Source organism: Amycolatopsis sp. NBC_00345 (assembly GCF_036116635.1).
GTDB lineage: Bacteria > Actinomycetota > Actinomycetes > Mycobacteriales > Pseudonocardiaceae > Amycolatopsis.
Map to the genome: position 1 here is coordinate 3,280,778 of NZ_CP107995.1, position 21,406 is coordinate 3,302,183.

Below are 21,406 nucleotides of genomic sequence, written 5' to 3' on the forward strand. Positions count from 1 at the left end.
GCCTCATTAATGTAGCACTTAGAACGATCCGTGCCACGGTGATGTGGAGGACGTGCCTCTATGTGCCGCACTCGGCTAAGGTGGGCGGACTATGAGAGCCGACGCCGCACGCAACATCGAGAAGGTGCTGAGCACCGGGGCCCGCCTGCTCGCGCAGGACCCCACGACGACCATCGCGGCCATCGCCGCCGCGGCCGAAGTGGATCGCCGGACCGTCTATCGCCGGTTCGAATCCCGCGAGGCCCTGCTGGCAGCGGTGTATGAAGCCCGGCTCGACGCGGTGGAGGCGGCCATCCGCGAAGCCCGGCTGACCGAGGCGCCCGTCGCGGTCGCGCTGCACCGCTACGCCGAGGGCATCATCAGGGTGAACCGCGACTGGCCCGTCGAGCTTCAGCGCATGCGCGCGGACCTGACCATCCGGGACCGGCGGGCGGAGTTCAGCGCCCAGGTCGCCGCGTTCGTCCAGCGCGCCACCGACGAAGGCCTGTTCCGCGACGACCTCCCCGAGGGCTGGGTCGATTCGCTCCTGCGGAACATCGTGCACCTCGCCTCGCTCGAGTTCCCCGGCATCGAGCCCGCTCAGGCCGCCGACTTCGCCGTCGAAAGCCTGTTGCGAGGAGCCGGACGGGAGTAGGTGCGGCTCAACGGGTCAGGACGTCTTGCGTGCGACCACTCGATAGGCGTTGGACATCCCGCGTTTGCGGCCGAGCGGCGCGCTGATCCGGTCCACGAGCGTGGCGATCACGAAGAACGGGATGCTCAGGATGAAGCCGAGCTTGCGCAGCAGCACGCGCGGGCGTGAAGGACGATTCCGCCGCCAGGCCAGGTCTTCGCCGCCGATCGTGGCCGCGTTCACGGCCAGCATGGTGGCGGCCACCAGATCCATGGCGGAGTGCGGCTCGGCCCGTTGTTCCGCGACCACGGTGAACCCCAGCGCGGCGAGCTCGTCACGCAGGTTCGCGATCGGGATCAGGTTCAGGTGCTGCGGCTGCAGCCAGGGCAGCCACCACCGGCCCAGCAGCCGGCCCCAGCGGGACTCGGGATCGGGCAGCTCGATGGCGAGGTGCCCACCCGGGGGCAGCGCCGCCGCGGCGGCGGCCAGCTCCTTCTTCGGATAGGGCGTGTGTTCCAGGTAGTGGTACATGCTGATCACGTCGTACCGGCCGGACAGTTCTTCGGCCAGGTCGACGAAGTTGCCGCGGTAAGCACGACGGATGCGGTCGTCCTTCTGCGCCAGCTCCACGCCGTCGGTCATGTCCAGACCGTCGAACTCGGTGTCCGGCAGCACTTTCTTGGCGTCGCGGGGGAAGTGACCGTGCCCCGTGCCGACGTCAAGCCACTGTCCGGGCGAACAGATCGAGGCGACCAGCCGGGCCCGGCCCGCGTAGCCGGCGCTATTGCCCTCGAACATCGAATTCATGGTCTTCTCGCCGAGGCCGTCATAGCAGTCCCGGTAATAGAAGTCGAGGCCTTCGGCGGTCAGCCGCGGGTTCTGGAAGACATGGCCGCAGTCCTGACAGGACTCCAGGACGAAGTTCCCGGGCTTGTGCTGGAGCAGGTCCGTCGTCCGCAGCCGGACGTCGAGCCGCTTCGACTCGCACCACGCACAGGTCTCGCGGCGCTCTTCGAAGAACCGCTCGGTCCCGGCGGCGAGATCGGACAGGTAGGCGGGCCTGCGTTCGGCAACCGCGTCGGTCTCCGTCATGGGCGTGGAGTGTATCGCCGACACCCGCCGAGGTCGTCAATTCGCGGCAACATCTCCGAATCACCCGCGAATCGCTCACCGGCCGGACACTCAGGGGGTGGTCAGGGCAGTAGTACCGCTCAGCCCGAGACTGGTCTCCCGCGACTGCCGAGGGTTGGAAACCGATCCGGCGGGAGCGGCGCCGGCAGCGTGGCCGAGCACCCTGACGACACTGCCCGGGGACCGGTCCCGGCCACCGGACCGGATCGAACCGTGCCCGAATGCCGATTTGCCCTCGCGTCACCCGGTAAACGACAGATCGCCCAGTTTTCCGGCCACATATCCGGGACGCCCGGTTGGCATTCGGGGGATTGTCCGGCACCCGCCTGATTGTGAATAATTAACCGCCACAACGTCGATCATGTTTCCTTATATCGAATATCGCGGGGGTTGTCTGCTATGTCTCCTGTTCAGGTTCGTGGCCGGGCAATCAGGGCGCTGTCCGGCGCGGTCGCCGTGCTCACCGTCGCCGCCCTGCCGGCCTGCGCCGCCACGGCACACGCCGGAACAGCACGGACGCTCACCGCGCCGGCCGCGGGGTCCGGGCTGGTCACCGAGCCGGACGACCAGTGGAAGTCGGTGCTCGCCTTCATCTCCGGGGCGAAGACGACACTCGACATGACCATGTACGAGCTGGCCGACACCACCGCCGAACAAGACCTGGCCACCGACGCGCAGCGCGGGGTGAAAGTGCGCGTGATCCTGGACCAGAACCGGGAGAAGACCCACAACCAGCCCGCCTTCGACTTCCTCAGCGGCCACGGCGTCCAGGTCGAGTGGGCACCCCCGGGATTCAAGGCCACCCACCAGAAAACCATCACCGACGACGACACGACGTCGCTGGTCCTCTCCGGCAACCTCACCTCCCGCTATTACCCGACCGGCCGGGACTTCGGCGTGACCGACCACGACTCCGCCGACGTGTCCGCGATCGAAAAGGTCTTCAACGCCGACTTCGCCGACACCACCATCACCCCGCCCACCGGGTCCGACCTGGTGTGGTCGCCGACCAACTCCCAGACCTCCCTGCTCGCCCTGATCAACGGCGCCAAGACCAGCCTCGCCATCGAGAACGAGGAAATGGCCGACCCCGCCGTGGTCGATGCCCTGGCCGCCGCCGCCCAACGCGGAGTCGACGTCACCATCACCATGACCGACAGCTCCAGCTGGACCAAGAACTTCGACACCCTCGCCGCCGACGGCGCCCACATCGGCGTCTACGCCCAGTCCGCGAAGCTCTACATCCACGCGAAAGTCATCATCACCGACACCGGAAAACCCGGCGCCAGCGCCTTCATCGGCTCCGAGAACTTCTCCGACGCCTCCCTCAACGGCAACCGTGAACTCGGCCTCACCACCACCGACCCCGCCATCCTCACGCCCCTGACCACCACCCTCGACTCCGACCACACCGGCGCGACACCCTGGAAATCCTGACCCGGCGCAGCAAAGCGGCGGCGGCGACGTCTCGCCGACGGAGTACCGCCTGCTCCCCTCCCCCGGACGGCCTGCTCCAGCGCGGCCGACATCAGCGTCACCAAGCGCGACCCGTTGCACCACTCTTGTGGTCGTGTTCCTCTTCGACGCAGCGGTTCTAGAATGATTGCCTGCGCCCCAAACCCCGGCGACTCCTGTGATGTCCGAGCGGATCGGGGCACCCATGGCACCTCCAGCGAGCCTCCATGACTCATACCCCATCGGCTGGATCCTGACCTACCGGCACCGCAATGGCGCCACCGCACGCAGCGGCCTGCGGCTGATCGGCGTCGTGGCCGGGGCACCGGTTCTCGATCCCGACACCGGCGTCGAACTGATCCCCCTCGCCGAACCCGGCGACACCCAGTACACGCCCACCAGATGGATCAGCGACAACGACGTCATCGGAATCGAACCCCGTGGAGCCGGTCTTGACCGATGACAGAGCCGGGACCTCGCCGACCTCGCGGCTCCGCGTGGCCCCGGCCCAAGCAGGCCCGCAACCAGGCCAAGAACGGCAACCCCCGGCCCCGCAGCAAGGCAGCGGACACCCGCCAGGATGGCACGTGCGTTACCGCCGCCGCACCGGCACTCACGACTCACTCGTGAACGAACCGGGCTGGCAGGAACTCACCGGCACCGTCGCCGGCCCCAGCCTGCACGACGTCCATGCCAACACGACCTGGACCCCGATACGGCCCAGCGACAACACCGCCATCCAGCTGATCCGGGCACAGGACATCCTTGACGCCAAGGAAACACCGGACGCCACCTGAAGCAACGGGACCGCGCCTCGACACCGGGTAGCCGACGATGAACCGGGACTCCGTCGCCTCTGCACCCGAGTCCGCGCAAGAAGGCCATTCCGCGAATGCGGCCGTCCAGGACGAGTCCCCCGCCGACGCCTCCGTCGAAGACCGCGGCAACCACCAGGTCGAATCCGGCCACTAATGGCCGGTTCATGGCCTGGCCTCCCCGGCCGTCCTGCCCCACCCTCGGGTTGTACGCAAAGGCCGGATATTTCCCAACCTCTTCGGGAGCCTTCATGCGCAAGAAACCCGTGTCCACCGCCATCGCCGTCGCAACCGCCTGCGCACTGGTCTTCCCTGCAGCCGCCCAGGCCGCGTCCGCCCCGCAGGCCCTGTCCGTGTCCGTGCTCGCCCACGGCACGAAGTCCGGCACCTCCGTCGTCAGCGGGGAGATCAAGCCGGGCACCGAAGTGCACGTCGACGCCTCGCCGGCCGGCGCCGCACAGCCCAACGGCAGCCCGCGCTGGCTGAACATCGACTACCAGGTCCAGGAGACCGGCTACTGGTGCGCCCCGGCGGCCACCCGCATCGCGCTGTCCGCGCGGATGGCCCCGCCCAGCCAGGGCGACCTGGCCGCGCAGCTGGGCACCACCGTCGACGGCACCGACTGGATCGGCCAGGTCACCGGGGTGCTCAACAACAACCTCGGCGGAGGGTGGTACGAGACCAAGGAGATGCCGAGCGACCCGCCCACCCAGGAGCAGCGGGACCGGCTGTGGAACGACATCGTCTACGACATCGACCGCAACTACCCACTGGTGGCCAACATCGTCGCCCCGGCCGGCAACCACCCGCCCGGCTACCCGGACTACACGATCTACCACTACTTCACCGTCTTCGGCTACGACCCCGTGGACCGCACCGTCACCATCGCCGACCCCGCCAACTTCGGCGGCAACCAGATCTACTGGATCTCCTTCGACCAGCTCGCCTCGCTGATCCCGCCCAAGGGCTACGCCGCCTGAAACCATCGCGGTTCTTTCAGCCAACCGAATGGAGATGTCCGAATGAGGAAGAGCAAGATCGCGATTCTTTCAGCCAGTCTTCTCGCGACAGCAGGGCTTTCGATCGTGACCGGACCGGCCGCACACGCAACGGCTCCGTGCGATGGCACGTACTCGATCGCGGTCGGCGGGTGGCAGAGCCACTGGGACACTGACCGCTTCTTCAACGTCACGCAGCACGTCGGGTACCCGACCGACATACCCAACGGCGCGAGCACCCAGGCCGGCGTCAACGAGCTGAACCGGCTGGTCCGGGAACAACGCGCCGCGTGCCCGGGCCAGCACGTCAAGATGATGGGCTACTCCATGGGCGCCGCGGTGGTGCACGTCTGGGTCACCGACAACTGGACCTCGTTCGACAACGTGAACGCCATCCTCGTCGCCGATCCCAAGCGCCAGGGGCCGCCGGGAGCCGACGGTGGGACCGCACCGTTCGGCGGTGCCGTCGGACCTCCGCTCGCCGGCGTCGACCGGTTCTTCGGCAACGTGCCCGTCAAGTCGATCTGCGACCGCGACTACGTCTGCGACACCTCCGCCAACCCCTTGGGGTACCCGGCCGACCACATCAGCCACTACGACATCGACTTCGACGGTAACCACCACACCGACGACGCCAACGAGCAGTGGTACAACGGCGTCTGGTCCCCCTGGTAAGCCGAACGCCACCGATCAGCCGGTGCCCTCGGCCACGCGCCGGGGGCACCCGGACCGGAACGTGGCCGGACCCGCGTCAGCTTGAACGTCAGCCGGCGGAGAACGAGCGCCACTCCTCTTCCGGCACGGGTTCGAACGCGGCGAGCCGGGCCGGGCCGGGCTGGTCGGGGCCTTCGGGGTTGAGCACCCGGCTGGTGATCCGGCCGGTGACCAGGCCGATCAGGAAGTCCACCGCACCGACGGGGAACTCCTCCAGCACCGCGGAGTCCTCGCTGTACCGCCAGATTCCGCCGTTGGAGATCGCCACGGCCCACCGGTCCGGGTCCGCGGAGTCGCGAGTCCACAAGAGACACTCCCGGCTCGCCCGCGCCCACGGGATCATGCCTTCCGGCTCGGGGAAGACCGGCCGGGCGACATCGGCGGGATGCCCGGCCCGCCAGTCCCGCAGCTCATCCATTTCGGTCTCGAACTGGTGCAGCTGATCCGGGACACCGCCCACCGGGTACGGCGGGTGCACGATCACGCTGCCGTCACCCAGAAACGGGGCGTTGAACGTGCCCGGCGGAAACACCGCCAGCAGCTCCTTGTACTCCGCGGGCAGGGAAACGCCGAGCGCCCGCTCGACGGCGTCCCAGTCCGGCGAGACATACGAACGGCCGGTCCAGCCGGTCGTCCGCGCCAGTTCGGCTACCGTGCCCATGCTATTTCCCGAAAGACTGGAACGTCGGAGGACCGGCGATCGCGGGGAGGATCCGGCTCGGGATCTCGCCCTGCACCATTCTGGTGAGGAACTCCACCGCGCCGACTTCGAACTGCTCCCACTGCGGCTTGGTCCGGCCGGACAGCACCACCGGCCATTCGCCCGGGTCGCCCTCGTCGGCCAGCCAGAACAGTTCGGCCGCATTCCCGGCATAACAGTTCGCCCAGGGGATCAGGCCCGGCCGGTCCGGATAAACGGCGTACGGGCTGCTCTTCTTCTTTCGCAGATCCCGGAGCACCTGCTCGAAGAGGTAGAGGAGATCACCCTCGTGCCCGGTCGCGCGGGGCGGCTGCACCAGGACGGTCCCGCCGAACTCGCCCGCCGGGAACACGTCGAGCAGTTCCTTGAAGTCCGCGGGCAGGGGGTTGCCCAGCAGTCTCTCGGTAACCGCCCAGTCCGGCCGGTACGCGGCGCGGCCGGTCCAGCCGACCAGCCGCGCCAATTCGTCAACAGCCTTGGAATCGGTTGCCAATGGAGCTCGCCTGTCCTTGCGTGACGTTGGGGATGAACGTGGTGCAGGCCCAGCCGTTGTTGCTCCGGGCGTAGCCCATGATACCGACGGGCAGCGGATCCTGGCCTTGGTAGACCGGCCGCACCATGAGGTACACCGGGTCGCCGCTTCTCACCTGTTTGGCGACGACGTACTCGAATCTCCAGTACATCCAGGAGTTGTTCGTCGGATTCTGGTAGCAGGGAACAAAATTCCGCAGGTCGCTGTCGGATCCGTTCAGGCTGTGCCCGATCAGGTGACAGCGCGCCATGCCCTGGCTGGTGTCGAGGCCGAACAAGTTGAAGTCGAGTTTGGCGCGGGGAGCCGCGTTGACCGTGACCACGCACGCTTCCGCGCCGGTCGCGCGTTTGCCGATGACGTTCTGGAAGGTCGTGCCCTGCAACGGGCCGTAGTCCTGCCAGTCGGAAGTGCACTGGCCGGGGCGTTTCCTGGGCGTGTTGCCGGGGTCCACATTGGTGTCGTCCCAGGGCGTGGGGCGGGCCAGTTCGGTGCCGGCCGGCAGCTTGGCCTTGACCTGGTGCTCAGCGGTGCCCGGTTCGCCGTTGGCCAGGATCTGCCCGTTGTCGTGGAGGAGCGCCAGCACCGCCGGGGCGGGAGCCGGCACCACCGGCGGTTCCGGGCCGGGCCACCCGCCCGGCACGGTCTGGACCCTGGTGATGACGAGCGGCCGCCCGTTGACCTCGACGGTGGCCTGGCCGCCCTGGTTGATCGCCTGGTCGAACGGGTCGGGCCGGGCTCCGGGAGCGACCACCTCCAGCGCCGTGTACGTCTGGTCCGGGTTCGGGACCAGACCGTCATAGGAGTGGTACGGCGAAAGCGCGGCGGCCGCGCCCGGCGAGAGCCGGGTCACCGTGCCGGGTGTGAGCAGCACCCGGGCCGGGTGCTTGTAGACCGTGACGTCGTTGTCCTGGCCGTACTTGTCCAGAGCATCGTCGGTCGCCTTCGGGGAACTGGGGTCACCGCCGTCGTTCCCGGCCTGCCCGTTGTCCGTGGCCGCGTCCACGGGGCGCCCCGGGTCGCCGCCGGCCGCCTGGTCGCCGCCGGCCCCGTCCCCAGGCTGGGCCGCGGCGGTGGACTGGAGCGTGGAAACGACCTGCTGGAGCAGCTGCTGAAGCTGGGATTCCAGCATCGCGCACGCCTGGTTGAAAGCGGTGATCTGCTGCTCGATCTGCTGCTTCTCCCGGTCGAGCTGCCGGCCCTCGCTGTCCACCTGGTCCTGCTCGCCGTCGATGGCGGACTTCTCGTTGTCGAGCTCGTTCTGCTGCGACTGGATCCGGTCCTTCTCGGACTGGAGTTCGTCCACTTCGGCCTGGTACGCGTCGGCCTCCGCTTGCTGCCGGGGCAGTTCGAAGGTGTTCGGCTTGGCGTTGTGCGCGTCGATCCGTTCGCCGAGGGCCGCGGCCTGCTCCTCCAGCGGTTCGGCCTTCGCGTTCCAGTCGGTCACCTTCTGCCGCACCGCGGCGGATTTCTGGTTGTTGGCCTGGATCTTCGTGTTCTCCTGCTCCTCCTGCTGCTGCAACTGCCGCCCTTGCTGCTGCTCCTGGAGCACCCGTTCCTCGATGGCCTCGAGCTCGGCCAGGAGCTGGGGATCGAGCTGCCTGCTGAAGGCCAGCCCGGCGGGGGCCGGCGGCGCCAGCACCGCGGTGTCCGCAGCGGCCACGCCGGGCGCGAACAGCAGCACTGCGACGGACAAGACGGCCACGGTACGCCGGAGACGCAGCGATCTCGTGCGCTTCATCGTCACCCGCTCACCCGGCTCGCGAGCTGGTCCGCGGTCGTCGCCGCGGCCTCGCTGCCGTCACCGGCCTCGCAGACGGCCACCTGCAGCACGGCTCGTCCCTTCAGCCGCGCCTGGCGGTAGCAGGCCCAGCCGTCGCCCGCGTCCTGAGTCGCCTTCCAGCTCACCGTGTCCGCGGTGTTCTTGGTGACCGCGTAGAGCCATTTCGAGGCACGCCCGCCGCCCCCGTCCGCCCGCACCGCGGACTGGCAGCTCTTCACGCCGTCGGACAACGTGCCGAACACCTGGCGGGCCTGGTCGCCGGTCGGGTACACGCCGATCACCTGGGTCACCGTGTGGTCGGCCGTCGAGTCGGAATCCTGGTAGGTCACCGAGCCGAAGGTCGTCCACCCGGGCGTGTAGACCGCCTGGGTCGCCGGGCCGACCGCCACCGCGCAGTTGGCCGGGCTGGACGGCAACGCCGGCGGTGGCTCGCTGATCCCGTGCTGCGACTGCAGGGTCTGGCCGAGCGCCTTGCCGGCGTCGTCGGCGGAGAGCACGCTGGCCTGCACCGTTCCCGGCACCACGTGCGGGTCCGATGGCCACAGCCACCAGGTGACCCCGGCCCCGGCGGCCAACACCACGACGACGCCGAAGATCCACCAGCGCCTGCGTCGGGGATGGGCAGCGGGAGACCCGGTCGGGTCCGGCCCCCGTGGCGCCTCACCGGGCGGCGGCTGGCTCATCGGCTCCCCGTTCCGGCGGCCGCGTCGCCGCCGGCCCAGGCGGCCTTCGGCACCAACGATCACTGACACCAGCTCTGGTCACACGCTGATGTGACCACCCGACGATGAAATTCTGATGACAGCGGGAAACTCCGGTCAGGGTTCGGGCGCCTGCACATCCGTTCCCTGCGGGGCTCGCAAGCGAGTGCGTGAGCTAGTTCGGCGGGCAGCTGTCGAGGGTCGGGACCGGGTACTTCGGGTCGTAGTAACCAGGCGCGTCCAGGTGTTCGCCCGTCGGCGAGGCGGCAGGCGGGTTGGCGTAGCCGGGGGCGAGGAAGCCCTCTTTCGCCGCGGCGCAGCCGACCGACGAGAAGCCGCTGTGGCCGTTTTCGACCCAGAGCCCGTGGCTGGCCTCGGCGAAGCTCGGGCCGCTGCGGACCACGTAGGTCTCGTCCACGCGCAGGAAGCTGACGATCTCGGCCGGGCTGGTCAGGCCGCCGGGGTGGACGTTGTCGAAGGCGTAGGCGACCACGTAGTTCGCGTCCACCGCCAGCTCGCCCGCCTTGCCGGGGTGCGCGGTCAGCGTGCCGGACGTCCGCGGGCCCGCGTCGAGCAGGTGGTAACCGTCGGCGATTTCGGTCAGGTAGCCGGAAAAAGCGCTCTTGCCCTTCGCCGGCTTGCCGGTGAGCAACGGCGTGAGCTGGTCGCGCTCGTCCGGCGCGAGCAGCGCCGCGAACGCCTTCGGATCGTGCCCGAACAACGCGGCGGGATCCAGCCGGCCCGCGACGATGGCGCGCCTGGCCTGCGCGTACGCATCCGTCACCGCCTCCGCCTTGAACGGCCCGACGGCAGCCGCGGCGGGTGAGCTGATGCCGTCCATGCCCTTGGGCCAGAGCTCGGCGGGGGTATGCGCGTACGGCCGGGCCAGGTCGACAGGCGCGAGGATCGGCACCGCCGTCGGGTTGGGCGCGGCCACCTCGGCAGCGGGCCGCCGACCGGCCAGCACGACCAGCGCACCCGTCACGGCCAGGATCGTCAGCACCGCGGCGAAAATCCACCAGCGCCGCCGCGGCCGCCGGTGACCCCGTGACCGGTTGGCCGCGCGCTGCCGCCGGCGGTCTTTCCTGGCCCCCAGCCGGGCATCCGCCTGGGCGTGCTTGCGCCACTCCGGGTCCACCAGGTCCGGGTGTGAGTCGAGCAGGTCGTCCTCGTCCACGTGCGCTCCCCAAAGTCGTCGCCTGATCATCGACAGCAAGGGGACGGCGTTACAGCCGATCGTGAGGGCGGTCATCGCGCAGCACCCGGAGTCCGAAAAGGACATTCACGCCGCGGCCGCGCGATCCGCCGCACCGGCGTCCCGGTCACCCGTGGCAAGCTGAGGTGGTGATCGACGAGACGGCGGCCCGGCCGGTGATGGTCCTGCTGGCCCACCCACGGCCGGGCAGCTTCAACCACGCGGTGGCCGCGCGAGTCCGTGACACGCTGACCCGCGCCGGGCAGCCGGTGCACTTCCACGACCTGTACGCCGAACGCTTCGACCCGGTGCTGACCGCCGAAGAGGCCTACACCAGCGGGACCCGGGCGGAAGATTTCCTCGCCGCCGAAACGGATCCGCTGATCCGGCGGCATCGCGAGGAGCTGCGGGAAGCGGGCGGGCTCGTCGCCGTTCACCCGAACTGGTGGGGCAAGCCGCCCGCCATCCTCAGCGGGTGGCTCGACCGGGTCCTCGTCCCCGGCGTCGCGTACCGGCTCGCCGACGCCGGCGGCGCACCGGAGTCGCTACTGGCGCTGCGGCGGCTGCTGGTCGTGAACACGTCCGACACGGCTGAGGAGCGCGAGCGGACGCTCTTCGGCGACCCGCTCGACGCGATCTGGCGGCGCTGCCTCGCGCCCTACCTCGGCGAGCCGGAGGTTCGCCGGCTGGTGCTGCGGGTGGTGGCCGACGCCGGTGACCGGCAGCGGGCCGCGTGGCTCGACGACGTGTCCGGGGAGGTTCAGCGCCTGTTCGGCGAGCGCTGACCCGTTCCCCGGAAACCGTTCAGAGCCGGTTTCGCCGCCCGGCGATCAGCCGGTCGTCGGTGGCAAACCGATCATCGTGCGCTTTCCCGGCGGGTCAGCGCTTCCCGCCGACGCCGGGGAGCGCACCCATCGTCAGCCGGGCGGGGCGGACGAGGTCGCGCTCCGGGCGGATCAGCTTGTGCCCCACCGCCCAGGCGAGTGCGCCCAAAACGAACCCGTAGACCGAGACGAGGCCGTGGCCGTTCTCCTGGACGAACCACATCGCCAGGCCGAGCCCGACCACGGCGGCCGCGATCAGTCGTTCCTTCGGGACCCGGGTGCGCACCAGGAGCGGGCCGGCGAGGGTCGCGCCGAGGAAGTAGGTCGCGCCCGAGCTGCCCGCGAAGTTGCGGGGATCGACGGGGCCGGCGGCGAGCCCGAGCAGCGCGTCGATGTGCTGCGGCAGCAGGATTCCCGCCAGGAACAGGACGAGGGCCAGCGGACGGCCCCAGAACCATTCGGCGAGGGCGGCGACGAGCGCGAGGGTCACGATGTTCCACGCGGCCCCGGCCACGCCACCGTTCTGCATGAACACCGACGTGAGCACCCGCCACCACCCCGGCCGGGCGGGGTCGCTGTCGAGTGCGTCCATCGCGCCGGGCCAGCACAGCTGGAGCACTACGCCGGCCAGCGCCAGCACGGTCAGGGCGATCGCGAGCCAGGGCAGTCGCCGGCGGGGAATGGTGTCCCGGCCGACCAGCGCCAGGCCCCCGGCGGCGATCAGGATCAGCAGCAGCGCCGTGGTCAGGTTGAAAACGATCGCATCCATCGGAGAACCCCAGTTTGAACAGTGTTCGAATCAGTCGAGGCCGAGCCTAGCGGCACCCGGGGCAAATTCAAACAGCGTTCGAATCACGGTAGGCTTTCATGATGAAGCTCACCACCGCTCGCATCGTGGAGGCGAGCATGGCGGTGTTCCATGAGGTCGGCTACGCGGGCCTGTCGATGCGCCAGGTGGCCGACCGGCTCGGGGTGCACGCCGGAAGCCTCTACTACCACGTCCGTGACAAGAACACCCTGCTCTGCCTGATGGCCGACCGGGTCGCCCAGCAAGCCTACGACGACGGCACCGCGGCACTGGACGCCCTGCCCGGGGAGGCGGCCTGGCCGGATCGGATCGTCGCGCAGGCCGAGGCGTTGCGACGGGCGCTCCTGCGCCATCCCGGCGGCGCGGTGCTGCTGGCGGGCAGTCCGCGCACGCTCAGCCCCGCCGCATTGGGCCTGATGGAACGGCTGCTGCACACGCTGAGCGGCGCGGGGGTCCCCGTCGCGCATCGCGGTGTCGCGGCGGACACGATTTTGAGCCACATCACCGGTTTCGTTCTCCAGGAGCAGGCCGAACCGGGTACGCCGGACGTGCGCGCGGCGGATGTCGCGGAGCTGGCCGAGCGGTTCCCCCTGACCTTCGCCGAAGCCGGAACCGCTGCGCAGGACGAGAAGTTCGGCCACGCGGTCCGGTTCCTGTGCGCGGCGATCCAGGCCGTCATCGAGGACTGAGCAATCCGGCCAGTTTCATCCTCGAGATCGTGTCGGGCCACCGAGGGGCACGTCCTCGACACTGGGCGCGGCCCGTCGCAGGGGCGGACGGTGTGCCCAGGTTGCCCAGCGCCAGAGCCATTCGAGGGGGCCTTGGCGGTATCGGCGCAGCCTGTTGACGCAACCGATGAGTTGCCATAATGTGGCAACTCGTCGGTTGCTACTTGATAAGGGGGCGTCATGGGATTTCCTGATCGCATCGAGCGGACTGTGCAGCTCGCGCAGCCGCCGGCCACGGTGTGGGCGGCGCTGACCACCGCCGAGGGCTTGGCCGCGTGGTTCGGCCAGGAGGCGGCCATCGATCTGCGATCGGGTGGTGCCGCCCGGATGAGCTGGGACAACGGGTTCACCCAGCACATGCGGGTGGAGCGGGTGGAGGGACCGGCCGTGTTCGGGTTCACCTGGCAGATCTACGGGTTGCCCGAGGACGATCCACGCCGGACCTACGTCGAGTTCACGCTCGAACCCGCCGGCACCGGCACCCGGCTGACGGTGGTCGAGACCGGGTTCGCCCAGTTGCCGGACGACGCCCACCGGGCCGCCTTCGACGGCAACGTTCGCGGCTGGGTCAGCGAACTCGACGAGCTGATCGCCCACCTCGATGCCGCCTGAGCCCGATATCGAGGCGGTCGCCGAGCAGGTCTTCGCCGCGCTGGCCGACCCGACCCGGCGCGCCATCCTGGCCGCGCTGGCTGCCGACGGCCCGGCCACCGCGACCGACCTGGCCGACCGGCTGCCGATCACCCGGCAGGCGATCGCCAAACACTTGGCCCTGCTGACCGAGGCCGGCCTGGTGACGGCCGAACCGGGCGAGCGGCGCCGCATCCGCTACCGGCTGCGCTCCGCACCGATGCGCGTCGCGCAGCAGTTCCTGGCCGCGCTGGCCCGTGACTGGGACGGCCGGCTGGACGCGCTGCAGGCGCACTTGAACCGCACCCATCCCACCCCCGGCACGACAAGAGGAGACGACGATGACGGTTGAGACGAACGAAAACGCGGCACCGGCGCGGCCGACAGTGGTGGACCGGGCGAGCTGGCAGGCCGAGATCGACCAGCTGCGGGTCCGGGAGAAGGCGCACACCCACGAGGGCGACGCGATCGCGGCCGCCCGGCGGCGGCTGCCGATGGTGGAGCTGGACCCCGCGATCACCCTGACCGGCCCGGACGGCCCGGTGCCGCTGCTGGACGTGTTCGAGGACCGCCGGCAGCTGATCGCGTATTACCACATGTGGCGCGACGACCGGCCCGCCGCCGAGCAGTGCGAAGGCTGCACGTTCTTCAACAGCCAGGTCCGCGAACTGTCCTATCTGCACTCCCGCGACATCACGTACGCCACGTTCTGCCAGGGGCCGTTCGACGAGAGCGTGCGCTACCGCGACTTCATGGGCTGGGACGTGCCGTGGTACTCGGTCCGGGACTGCGCGGACGAGCTGCTGGCCGGTCGGCCGTTCTTCCTGATGGCCTGCTATCTGAGGGACGGCGACCGGGTCTACGAGACGTACGCGACCACCATTCGCGGCTTCGAGGCCATGTCGCCCAGCCACGGGCTGATGGACATGACCGTCTACGGGCGGCAGGAAGCCTGGGAGGACTCGCCCGACGGCTGGCCCCGGCGGTGGGAGGCCAACAGCCCCAGCGTGTGGCGCACCGGCGAGCGGCCTACCGCGCACTGGTCCCGGCTGGCCGCCGGTCACTCCGACGACCTTCGCCCCGCCCGGCGATAACCGGAACGGAGCGGGTCGAAGGGAACGAGTTCGGGCACCCGCCCACCCCGGATCGCGATTGCGGTCCGCGGGTTGCGGCGGATCGAACAGGTCACCGGCCTCGGCTCAGCGCACGCGCCGGCCGGCCAAGGCGACGGCGCCGAACCCGAGGGTGCCCAGACCGCCGACGACGATCATGATCCACGCCAGCCCGTTGTTCTCCGACTGCTGCGCGTCCGGGCTCCGGGTGACGCCCCGGGACTCGCACGTGTCACCGGGCCGCATCGTCTCCCCGCCGCAGCTGACCGTGCCCGAGCTCAGCGACATGATGCCCAGCACCAGCATGGCGAAGCACACCAGCCCGGCCAGCACGAGTTTCACCGGTGAGCCGGTCGACCGCATCGGACCTGCTTTCGCTCGGCGGGGTTCCCCGCGGTTCAGGCGCCGCGCGGACCGCCCGGCAGCGAAGATCGAAACACGGCTCCCATCGCTGCCCCACGGTGGAATTGCCGCCAGGACGCGGTTGCGGAACGGGGAGAATCACCATGATTGACCGACCCAGTCCATCGCCGTCACCCGGCGCGCTCCTTAACGTCAAAGGGATTCCCGAAGCCCCCCACGAGGAGCAGGCATGGACGAACCAACCCAGCTGAGCCGCAAGACCGTGCTGCGGGCCGCGCTGGCCGCCGGCATCGCGGCGCCGATCGCGCTGATCGGCGGCCCCGCGCTCGCCCGCACCACGATGACGGCGAACGGCCCGGCCCCGGAGCTGACGCCATCGTGCGACGACGGCGACGAACCGACGCCCGAGCAGATCGAAGGCCCGTACTTCAAACCGGACTCGCCGGAGCGGACGTCGCTGGTCACCCCCGAAACCCAGGGCACACGGCTGCACGTCAGCGGTTACGTCTTCGGGCTCGCGTGCCTGCCGGTCGACCGGGCGCTGCTCGACTTCTGGCAGGCCGACGTCAACGGCGCCTACGACAACGTCGGCTACACCTTCCGCGGCCACCAGTACACCAACGCGCAGGGCGAGTTCACGCTGTCGACGATCGTGCCCGGGCTCTACCCCGGCCGCACCCGGCACATCCACGTGAAGGTCCAGGCGCCCGGGCAGCCGATCCTGACGACCCAGCTGTACTTCCCGAACGAGCCGCGCAACAACACCGACCCGATTTTCGACGCCCGCCTGCTGATGACCGTGCGGGACAACGGAACCGCGAAGGAAGCCGCGTTCGACTTCGTCCTGGACGTGCCGCAGGCGCCGACCAGCACCACCCCGCCGACCTCCACCCCGCCCGGCGGGACGACGTGGGCGTTGGGCACCGCGTACCCGGCGGGCACCCGTGTCACCCACGGCGGCAAGGGTTACGTGTGCTTGCAGGCGCACACCGCCCAGCCCGGCTGGGAGCCCCCGAACGTGCCCGCGCTGTGGCGGGCGGGCTGACCTTCCGGCAGGGAGAACGTCAACGCCCACGGCCCAGCGGGGAGCTGGCCGTGGGCGTAGACGTTCCAGCGGTTAATGGGTTCAGCGGTAGATGTGCCGGGGAACCGCGACGGCGCGCGCGAACCCGTTGGCGAAGTTCTGGTCCACCTGGGCGCTTTCCTGAGCGTCGGGCATCGCGTTCTTGCACGAGATTCCCGGGCCGTGCCCGGACATGATCTCCGAGCAGGGGCCGCTGTAATCGTCGGGCAGGCCGAGGTTGTGGCCGAATTCGTGGGCCAGGATCCGGGTCGGGTCATTGCCTTCGGCGACCTGGTCCGTGTCGATGTAGATGTCGCCGTTGCCGTGGCCGTCGGTCTGGGTGTACGAACCGCCGCCGGTCACCTCGTGGAGGATGATCGTGGCGCTGCCACCGGAATCCAGGTGGACGTTCTGCTCCACGCTGTTCCAGTTCGCGGCGGCCTGAGTGGCCTCCGCCTGGTAGTCGGGCACACCCGAGGCGTCGTAGTGCAGGTCCACCACGTCGGCCGACGCGCCGGCGGTGGCGGCCGTGGCCACCTGGACGCCGGACAGCGGGAGCAGGATCGCGGCGACGCCGACGGCGAGCCGGCCGAAACGTTGAAGGGTCATGTCTTTCCTCTCTGAAAAGGTTACGGGGCAAGGAATGCACAGACCGAGGTCAGCTGCCGATCTGCTGGTTGATCCACGTCAGGTACTGCGCGATGCCGGTGTAGAGGGTGCTGGTGGCGCATTCGCCCCCGTTGTCGCCGGGCCCGTGGGTCTCGCCGACCAGCGTCCACTTGCCGGAGGAGCCGATGACGGCGGGCCCGCCGGAATCACCGTGGCACGCGGAATGCGCCTGGTCACCGGAAATGCAGACGTCGCCCGCTCCCCCGCCGCCGTCCGCGCACTCCGCGCTGTCGAGGACGGTGAGGTCGATCTGCTGCAGGGTCGACGGAGTCTGGCAGTCGGGCCAGCTGACACAGCCCCAGCCGAGCAGCCGGGCGCTCGTTCCCGCGGCCGGGTTGTCCTGCGCCAGCGAAACCGGCGCCGCCTGGACCGGCTGGCTCAGGTGCATCATGGTGAGATCGGTGCCCGGATCGGTGGTCACGTCGTCGATCTGGCCGACTTCACCGCCGGAATTGATGTCGGTGGACCCGATCCTCCCCTGCGACGCGTCGCCGCAGTGGTGTGCGGTGACGATCCACTGCGGCGAGACCAGGCTGCCACCGCAGCCGTTGTCCAGCGACACCATGAACGAATACGTCTCGGTGGCGTCGCCGCCGCCGATGATGTACGGCTGCGCCGCGGACGCCGGCGCCGCGAGCGCGAACAGCAGGCCGGCCGCACCCAGTATGGCCAGCAGGATCTTACGCATCGATTTCCCTTCCGTAGCAGGAAACCCCAGAGTCCCAGGGCGGAAGAATCCCGTACACCGTCGAAAGGAGGGATACGCGCACGAATTCCGGACAAGGCCGCCGCGAGCACCGGGGTGGAAATACCCGGCAGTTCACGACTTTCGTGGGTGCACATTTTTCGCGTGCTTCCCTAAGCTTTTAATTGCGCGCAGCCGCCGGCACCGGTGTCTCATCGTCCCATTCGACAGAGACGGAGATGGCCATGATCCCAGCACGTAATCGAAGAGAACGCAGTCGCGGCGGTATCGCCTGCGCCGCGGTGGTTCTGGCCGCCGGAGCCGTATTCGCCTCCTCCGGCTCCGCGGAGGCCGCGCCTTCGGCGAGCCCGCTCAATGTCCGTGCCGCGACCGCCGTGGCCGCCAGGATGGCGACGCTGCTCGGTGACCGCACGGTGGGCTCCTTCTACGACCAGGCCGGTTCACGGCTGGTGGTCACGGTCACCGACCCGGCGGCCGCCGATCAGGTTCGCGCGGCCGGGGTCACCCCGAAACTCGTCAGCTACCGGGCCTCCCAGCTGAAAGCGGTCACGGCGGAACTGGGCCGCTCGGCCCGGATCGCCGGCACGGCGTGGCGCGTGGACCCGCGAACCGGGCAGGTGCTGGTCACCGCCGACTCGTCGGTCTCCGGGACCGACCTCGCGAAGCTGGACAGCGTGGTGCGCGGCTTCGGCGCCAAGGCCAGGCTGGCCCGCACCACCACCCGGCTGCGCCCGCTGATCAGCGGCGGCGACGCGATCTGGGGACAGGGCCTGCGCTGTTCGCTGGGCTTCAACGTGCACGACGCGAACGGGAACCCTGCGATGATCACCGCCGGGCACTGCGGCGTCGCCACCAACGACTGGTGGGCCGACTCCGGCAACTCCCAGCACATCGCGACCACCCAGGCGGCCGACTTCCCCGGCACCGATTATTCCTGGGCCGCTTACGATTCCGGCGTCGACTCCCCCAGCGCCGTGAACACCGGGCAGGAGATCACCGGCGCCGGCGACGCGACGGTCGGCGAAAACGTCACCCGCAGCGGCTCGACCAGCGGCGTGCACACCGGCACCGTCACCGCGCTCGACGCCACCGTGAACTACGAGGAAGGCAGTGTCAGCGGCCTGATCGACACCGACGTCTGCGCCGAACCCGGCGACAGCGGCGGCGCCATGTTCGACGGGTCGACCGCACTCGGGCTGACCTCCGGCGGCAGCGGCGACTGCGAATCCGGCGGCGAAACCTTCTTCCAGCCCGTGCCCGCCGCGCTCAGCGCCTACGGCCTGACCCTGCCGTGACCGCTCCACTCCCTCCCGGCTGACGCCGCACGCCGTCAAGGACTCCTTACCCGCGTCCGACGCGGGTAAGGAGTCCTTGACGGCCAACTTCGGTATTACGGGATCAGGCCGGCCGGACCCGGCGCTGGTCGAGCCGGGTGAGGCGCTCGCTGAGCCGCCAGAGCTTCCCGACCGCCTCGGGTTCCACTGCCGCGGCCGCGGCCTTGTCGGGCAGCCGCCCGTCGTAGAAGCAGCCGTTGAGGACCTTCGCGCCGGGGTCGGCGAGGCGGGCGACCACTTCCGCGCCCTCGCTCACCGGGCGGCCGCGGAAGCTGTAGTGGGTGAGCATGCCGGTGGCGATGATGCCGGGATGCACGCTGACGGCCTCGTGGACCCGGGGCTCCAGCTCGGTGAGCGCGGCGGTGAACATGGTCAGCGCGAGCTTCGACTGCGCGTAGGCGGCGCCCCGGTTGTACCGCCGCTTCCAGCTCGGATCGGTCCAGTTGATCCGGCCGCCGCGGTGCAGCGACGAGCTCACGTTCACGACCCGGCCGACCGGCGACGCGCCGATCAGGTCCGCCAGCAGCCGGGTCAGCAGGTACGGGGCGAGGTAGTTGACCTGGAAGGTCAGCTCGTGGCCGTCCTTGGTGAGCACGCGGTGGCCGGTGCCCCCGGTGCCCGCGTTGTTGACCAGGACGTCGAGCCGCGGGTAGGCGTCGCCGATCGCGGCGGCGAGGTCGGCCACCTGGCGCAGGTCGGCGAAGTCGGCGACGGCGGGCTGCAGCCGCCGCGGGTCGGCACCGGAGTTGACGAGGCGCTGGAAGGCCGCGGCGCCTTCTTCCTCGGTCCGGGCGTGCACCACCACGGTGGTGTCGCCGGCGGCGAGCAGCCGCGCGGTTTCGTAGCCGATGCCGTCGGTGCTGCCGGTGAGCAGGATGAGGGGTTTTTCGGGCATGGTCCGTCCACAAAGGATCAGGGGCGCCAGTGCGCCGGTCCGGGGATGATCCGCTGGCCGGCCGTGATCGCGGCGGAACGCTCGCGCTCAGGCCGGCGCCGGATCAGGCGGCCGGTCGTCGTGGCGCACCGCCCGAGGGTGCCCGTCGACGCCGCCTCTGACCATGCCGTCGAGCGAAGACCCCCGGCGGGGCCCGCGCAAGGACGGCGGCACCGGACTTACGGATTCCTTGCGATATCAGGCATCCGGTTTGACGCGGTGGGCTCAGGCGCGACGGACGACCGGGCGCATGGCCAGGTAGTAGAGGGCGCCCCCGACGATCGTGCCGAGGATCCAGGAGATGTCGGCGCCACCCACGTCGGCGACGAAGGGGCCGGTGTAGAACGTGGTGCTCATGAACGGCACTTCCACGGCGATGGCGAGCAGGTACGGGATCAGCGCGCGCCAGTTCGCCCGGCCGTATTCGCCGTCCGGGTCGAAGATCGCCTTGATGTCGTAGCGTTCCTTGCGGACCGCGTAGAAATCGACGAGGTTGATCGCGGTCCATGGGATCAGGAAGTACGCGAGGAACAGGATGAAGTTCTCGTAGTTGGCCAGGAAGTCGCCCCGGCCGGCGATGGCGACCGCGGTCGACAGGACCGCGGCGGCGACGATGTAGCCGATCCGGGTGCGCCGGGTGATGGCGTGCCGGCGCAACGCGGTCAGCGTGGTCGCGGTGGACATGAAGCAGCCGTACAGGTTGAGCACGTTGATCGCGATGATGCCCAGGACGATGATCACCGCGAACAGTCCGTGCGCGCCGGGGGCGAGGTCGACGACGAACTGGATGGAGCCCCCGTCGAAGGCCCGCTCGGCGACCGAAACCGCGATCGCGCCGAACAGCATCATCCAGACCGCGCCGAGCACCGAACCCGCGTAGGTCCACCAGAACGTCGAGGAGATCGGCGTGCTGGTCGGCAGGTAGCGCGAGTAGTCGGCGACGTAGGGCGCGTAGGTGATCTGCCAGGTCGCGGCGACCGCCACCACGAGCAGGAAAACGCCGGCCGAGTCGCCGCCGCCGTGCCAGGCCTGCGCGACGTCGCCGGTCTGGAACAACCGGACCGTGAGGTAGCCGAAGCCGAGCGCGCTGAGCAGGCTGATCCACCGGTCCGCGCGGTGGATCAGCCGGTAGCCGAGCACAGCGAGCACCGTGCACACCGCCGCGACGAGCACGATCGCCACGTCCACGTTCAGGCCCGTCGCGCCGGCCAGCGCCTGGCCGCCGAGCACCGCGCTGGTCGCGAAGAAGCCGACGTACATCACCATCACCAGCAGCAACGGCAGCACCGCGCCGTGGAAGCCGAACTGGGCGCGGCTCTGGATCATCTGCGGGATGCCGAGTTTCGGGCCCTGCGCGGAGTGCAGCGCCATGAACACGCCGCCGACCAGGTTGCCGGCGACCAGCGCGAGCACCGCGGCCGGCAGCGACAGCCCGAGCACCACGCCCAGCGCGCCGGTGACGATCGTGGTCACCTGCATGTTGGCCGCGAACCACACCGCGAACAGGCCGATCGCCCGGCCGTGCCGTTCGGACTCCGGAATGAACTCGATCGAGCGGTGTTCGGCCTGGAGCGCACCGCCATACTCAGCCATGGCGATCA

At 69.8% G+C, this 21,406-nt stretch carries 26 protein-coding genes; 13 read left to right on the plus strand and 13 right to left on the minus strand.

Translation table 11 applies throughout. From position 1 onward, the window contains the following. The first annotated feature begins 91 nt into the window (after positions 1-91). Positions 92-634 (plus strand): TetR family transcriptional regulator, encoded by a 543-nt coding sequence (locus OG943_RS14200; protein WP_328610222.1) that lies wholly within the window; start codon positions 92-94, stop codon positions 632-634. Between the two features lie 15 nt (positions 635-649). Here the strand turns inward: OG943_RS14200 and OG943_RS14205 are convergent, their stop codons facing one another. Continuing rightward, positions 650-1,705 (minus strand): class I SAM-dependent methyltransferase, encoded by a 1,056-nt coding sequence (locus OG943_RS14205; RefSeq protein ID WP_328610223.1) that lies wholly within the window; start codon positions 1,703-1,705, stop codon positions 650-652. Positions 1,706-2,143: 438 nt separating this feature from the next. On the opposite strand from OG943_RS14205, the gene OG943_RS14210 reads away from it, so the two are divergent. From OG943_RS14210 to OG943_RS14230, 5 genes are all read left to right on the plus strand, one after another. After that, the gene (locus OG943_RS14210) at positions 2,144-3,181 is read left to right on the plus strand and encodes a phospholipase D-like domain-containing protein (protein ID WP_328610224.1); all 1,038 of its coding nucleotides are present in this window, start codon (positions 2,144-2,146) and stop codon (positions 3,179-3,181) included. 199 nt (positions 3,182-3,380) lie between these two features. Next, entirely contained in the window at positions 3,381-3,662 is a 282-nt protein-coding gene (locus OG943_RS14215; protein ID WP_328610225.1) for a hypothetical protein, read from the plus strand. A 124-nt stretch (positions 3,663-3,786) separates the two neighbouring features. Continuing rightward, entirely contained in the window at positions 3,787-3,996 is a 210-nt protein-coding gene (locus OG943_RS14220; protein ID WP_328610226.1) for a hypothetical protein, read from the plus strand. 269 nt (positions 3,997-4,265) lie between these two features. Then, a complete protein-coding gene (locus OG943_RS14225) occupies positions 4,266-4,994 on the plus strand; it encodes a C39 family peptidase (protein ID WP_328610227.1) in 729 nt (242 codons plus the stop codon). Positions 4,995-5,036: 42 nt separating this feature from the next. Then, positions 5,037-5,687, plus strand: a complete 651-nt coding sequence (locus OG943_RS14230; protein WP_328610228.1) for a cutinase family protein — start codon at positions 5,037-5,039, stop codon at positions 5,685-5,687. Between the two features lie 88 nt (positions 5,688-5,775). On the opposite strand, the gene OG943_RS14235 is transcribed toward OG943_RS14230, so the two are convergent. The 5 genes from OG943_RS14235 to OG943_RS14255 form a co-directional block, all read right to left on the minus strand. Then, positions 5,776-6,387, minus strand: a complete 612-nt coding sequence (locus tag OG943_RS14235; RefSeq protein ID WP_328610229.1) for a hypothetical protein — start codon at positions 6,385-6,387, stop codon at positions 5,776-5,778. Position 6,388: 1 nt separating this feature from the next. Then, positions 6,389-6,919 (minus strand): hypothetical protein, encoded by a 531-nt coding sequence (locus tag OG943_RS14240; protein WP_328610230.1) that lies wholly within the window; start codon positions 6,917-6,919, stop codon positions 6,389-6,391. Continuing rightward, the gene (locus OG943_RS14245) at positions 6,894-8,651 is read right to left on the minus strand and encodes a DNA/RNA non-specific endonuclease (RefSeq protein WP_328610231.1); all 1,758 of its coding nucleotides are present in this window, start codon (positions 8,649-8,651) and stop codon (positions 6,894-6,896) included. Before OG943_RS14245 ends, OG943_RS14240 begins: the two co-directional genes overlap by 26 nt. Positions 8,652-8,698: 47 nt before the next feature. Beyond that, a complete protein-coding gene (locus OG943_RS14250) occupies positions 8,699-9,421 on the minus strand; it encodes a sensor domain-containing protein (protein WP_328610232.1) in 723 nt (240 codons plus the stop codon). 193 nt (positions 9,422-9,614) lie between these two features. Then, positions 9,615-10,616 carry a hypothetical protein gene (locus OG943_RS14255; RefSeq protein ID WP_328610233.1) on the minus strand — a complete coding sequence of 334 codons (1,002 nt, stop codon included), beginning with the start codon at positions 10,614-10,616 and terminating at the stop codon, positions 9,615-9,617. A gap of 167 nt (positions 10,617-10,783) precedes the next feature. Here OG943_RS14255 and OG943_RS14260 point away from each other — a divergent pair, with 167 nt between their 5' ends. After that, positions 10,784-11,419 carry an NAD(P)H-dependent oxidoreductase gene (locus OG943_RS14260; protein ID WP_328610234.1) on the plus strand — a complete coding sequence of 212 codons (636 nt, stop codon included), beginning with the start codon at positions 10,784-10,786 and terminating at the stop codon, positions 11,417-11,419. Between the two features lie 94 nt (positions 11,420-11,513). Here OG943_RS14260 and OG943_RS14265 read toward each other — a convergent pair whose 3' ends face one another. Then, positions 11,514-12,227 carry a hypothetical protein gene (locus tag OG943_RS14265; protein WP_328610235.1) on the minus strand — a complete coding sequence of 238 codons (714 nt, stop codon included), beginning with the start codon at positions 12,225-12,227 and terminating at the stop codon, positions 11,514-11,516. Positions 12,228-12,328: 101 nt separating this feature from the next. On the opposite strand from OG943_RS14265, the gene OG943_RS14270 reads away from it, so the two are divergent. Further along, positions 12,329-12,955, plus strand: coding sequence for a TetR/AcrR family transcriptional regulator C-terminal domain-containing protein (locus OG943_RS14270; RefSeq protein WP_328610236.1), 627 nt, complete (start codon positions 12,329-12,331; stop codon positions 12,953-12,955). Between the two features lie 15 nt (positions 12,956-12,970). Here OG943_RS14270 and OG943_RS48340 read toward each other — a convergent pair whose 3' ends face one another. Further along, positions 12,971-13,282 carry a DUF418 domain-containing protein gene (locus tag OG943_RS48340; RefSeq protein ID WP_442874787.1) on the minus strand — a complete coding sequence of 104 codons (312 nt, stop codon included), beginning with the start codon at positions 13,280-13,282 and terminating at the stop codon, positions 12,971-12,973. On the opposite strand from OG943_RS48340, the gene OG943_RS14275 reads away from it, so the two are divergent. From OG943_RS14275 to OG943_RS14285, 3 genes are read left to right on the plus strand one after another with little or no spacing between them, the layout of a single operon-like run. Then, positions 13,175-13,606: an SRPBCC domain-containing protein gene (locus OG943_RS14275; RefSeq protein WP_328610237.1), complete on the plus strand. Its 432-nt coding sequence runs from the start codon at positions 13,175-13,177 to the stop codon at positions 13,604-13,606. The genes OG943_RS48340 and OG943_RS14275 overlap by 108 nt on opposite strands. Next, a complete protein-coding gene (locus OG943_RS14280; protein WP_328610238.1) occupies positions 13,596-13,976 on the plus strand; it encodes a metalloregulator ArsR/SmtB family transcription factor in 381 nt (126 codons plus the stop codon). The genes OG943_RS14275 and OG943_RS14280 overlap by 11 nt, the downstream gene beginning before the upstream one ends. Continuing rightward, on the plus strand, positions 13,966-14,718 hold the full coding sequence (locus OG943_RS14285) for a DUF899 family protein (protein WP_328610239.1): 753 nt from the start codon (positions 13,966-13,968) through the stop codon (positions 14,716-14,718). Before OG943_RS14280 ends, OG943_RS14285 begins: the two co-directional genes overlap by 11 nt. Positions 14,719-14,823: 105 nt before the next feature. Here OG943_RS14285 and OG943_RS14290 read toward each other — a convergent pair whose 3' ends face one another. Next, on the minus strand, positions 14,824-15,099 hold the full coding sequence (locus OG943_RS14290) for a hypothetical protein (RefSeq protein ID WP_328610240.1): 276 nt from the start codon (positions 15,097-15,099) through the stop codon (positions 14,824-14,826). A gap of 229 nt (positions 15,100-15,328) precedes the next feature. Between OG943_RS14290 and OG943_RS14295 the strand changes: the two genes are divergently transcribed. Next, the gene (locus OG943_RS14295) at positions 15,329-16,144 is read left to right on the plus strand and encodes a dioxygenase family protein (RefSeq protein WP_328610241.1); all 816 of its coding nucleotides are present in this window, start codon (positions 15,329-15,331) and stop codon (positions 16,142-16,144) included. Positions 16,145-16,225: 81 nt separating this feature from the next. Here OG943_RS14295 and OG943_RS14300 read toward each other — a convergent pair whose 3' ends face one another. Both OG943_RS14300 and OG943_RS14305 read right to left on the minus strand, forming a co-directional pair. Beyond that, entirely contained in the window at positions 16,226-16,771 is a 546-nt protein-coding gene (locus OG943_RS14300) for a snapalysin family zinc-dependent metalloprotease (protein WP_328610242.1), read from the minus strand. Between the two features lie 49 nt (positions 16,772-16,820). Beyond that, positions 16,821-17,519, minus strand: a complete 699-nt coding sequence (locus OG943_RS14305; protein ID WP_328610243.1) for a S1 family peptidase — start codon at positions 17,517-17,519, stop codon at positions 16,821-16,823. A gap of 299 nt (positions 17,520-17,818) precedes the next feature. Here OG943_RS14305 and OG943_RS14310 point away from each other — a divergent pair, with 299 nt between their 5' ends. Continuing rightward, positions 17,819-18,832 carry a S1 family peptidase gene (locus tag OG943_RS14310; protein WP_328610244.1) on the plus strand — a complete coding sequence of 338 codons (1,014 nt, stop codon included), beginning with the start codon at positions 17,819-17,821 and terminating at the stop codon, positions 18,830-18,832. A gap of 103 nt (positions 18,833-18,935) precedes the next feature. Here the strand turns inward: OG943_RS14310 and OG943_RS14315 are convergent, their stop codons facing one another. Together OG943_RS14315 and OG943_RS14320 are read right to left on the minus strand one after the other, a co-directional pair. Further along, positions 18,936-19,766, minus strand: coding sequence for an SDR family NAD(P)-dependent oxidoreductase (locus tag OG943_RS14315; RefSeq protein ID WP_328610245.1), 831 nt, complete (start codon positions 19,764-19,766; stop codon positions 18,936-18,938). A 264-nt stretch (positions 19,767-20,030) separates the two neighbouring features. Continuing rightward, on the minus strand, positions 20,031-21,398 hold the full coding sequence (locus tag OG943_RS14320; RefSeq protein WP_328610246.1) for a purine-cytosine permease family protein: 1,368 nt from the start codon (positions 21,396-21,398) through the stop codon (positions 20,031-20,033). Positions 21,399-21,406 lie beyond the last annotated feature (8 nt).

Bases quoted from the DNA above. Each gene is read 5' to 3' on its own strand.
- OG943_RS14200 (WP_328610222.1), top strand. From the start codon at position 92: ATGAGAGCCGACGCCGCACGCAACATCGAGAAGGTGCTGAGCACCGGG.
- OG943_RS14205 (WP_328610223.1), bottom strand. From the start codon at position 1,705: ATGACGGAGACCGACGCGGTTGCCGAACGCAGGCCCGCCTACCTGTCC.
- OG943_RS14210 (WP_328610224.1), top strand. From the start codon at position 2,144: ATGTCTCCTGTTCAGGTTCGTGGCCGGGCAATCAGGGCGCTGTCCGGC.
- OG943_RS14215 (WP_328610225.1), top strand. From the start codon at position 3,381: ATGTCCGAGCGGATCGGGGCACCCATGGCACCTCCAGCGAGCCTCCAT.
- OG943_RS14225 (WP_328610227.1), top strand. From the start codon at position 4,266: ATGCGCAAGAAACCCGTGTCCACCGCCATCGCCGTCGCAACCGCCTGC.
- OG943_RS14230 (WP_328610228.1), top strand. From the start codon at position 5,037: ATGAGGAAGAGCAAGATCGCGATTCTTTCAGCCAGTCTTCTCGCGACA.
- OG943_RS14235 (WP_328610229.1), bottom strand. From the start codon at position 6,387: ATGGGCACGGTAGCCGAACTGGCGCGGACGACCGGCTGGACCGGCCGT.
- OG943_RS14250 (WP_328610232.1), bottom strand. From the start codon at position 9,421: ATGAGCCAGCCGCCGCCCGGTGAGGCGCCACGGGGGCCGGACCCGACC.
- OG943_RS14265 (WP_328610235.1), bottom strand. From the start codon at position 12,227: ATGGATGCGATCGTTTTCAACCTGACCACGGCGCTGCTGCTGATCCTG.
- OG943_RS14270 (WP_328610236.1), top strand. From the start codon at position 12,329: ATGAAGCTCACCACCGCTCGCATCGTGGAGGCGAGCATGGCGGTGTTC.
- OG943_RS14275 (WP_328610237.1), top strand. From the start codon at position 13,175: ATGGGATTTCCTGATCGCATCGAGCGGACTGTGCAGCTCGCGCAGCCG.
- OG943_RS14280 (WP_328610238.1), top strand. From the start codon at position 13,596: ATGCCGCCTGAGCCCGATATCGAGGCGGTCGCCGAGCAGGTCTTCGCC.
- OG943_RS14285 (WP_328610239.1), top strand. From the start codon at position 13,966: ATGACGGTTGAGACGAACGAAAACGCGGCACCGGCGCGGCCGACAGTG.
- OG943_RS14290 (WP_328610240.1), bottom strand. From the start codon at position 15,099: ATGCGGTCGACCGGCTCACCGGTGAAACTCGTGCTGGCCGGGCTGGTG.
- OG943_RS14295 (WP_328610241.1), top strand. From the start codon at position 15,329: ATGGACGAACCAACCCAGCTGAGCCGCAAGACCGTGCTGCGGGCCGCG.
- OG943_RS14300 (WP_328610242.1), bottom strand. From the start codon at position 16,771: ATGACCCTTCAACGTTTCGGCCGGCTCGCCGTCGGCGTCGCCGCGATC.
- OG943_RS14305 (WP_328610243.1), bottom strand. From the start codon at position 17,519: ATGCGTAAGATCCTGCTGGCCATACTGGGTGCGGCCGGCCTGCTGTTC.
- OG943_RS14315 (WP_328610245.1), bottom strand. From the start codon at position 19,766: ATGCCCGAAAAACCCCTCATCCTGCTCACCGGCAGCACCGACGGCATC.
- OG943_RS14320 (WP_328610246.1), bottom strand. From the start codon at position 21,398: ATGGCTGAGTATGGCGGTGCGCTCCAGGCCGAACACCGCTCGATCGAG.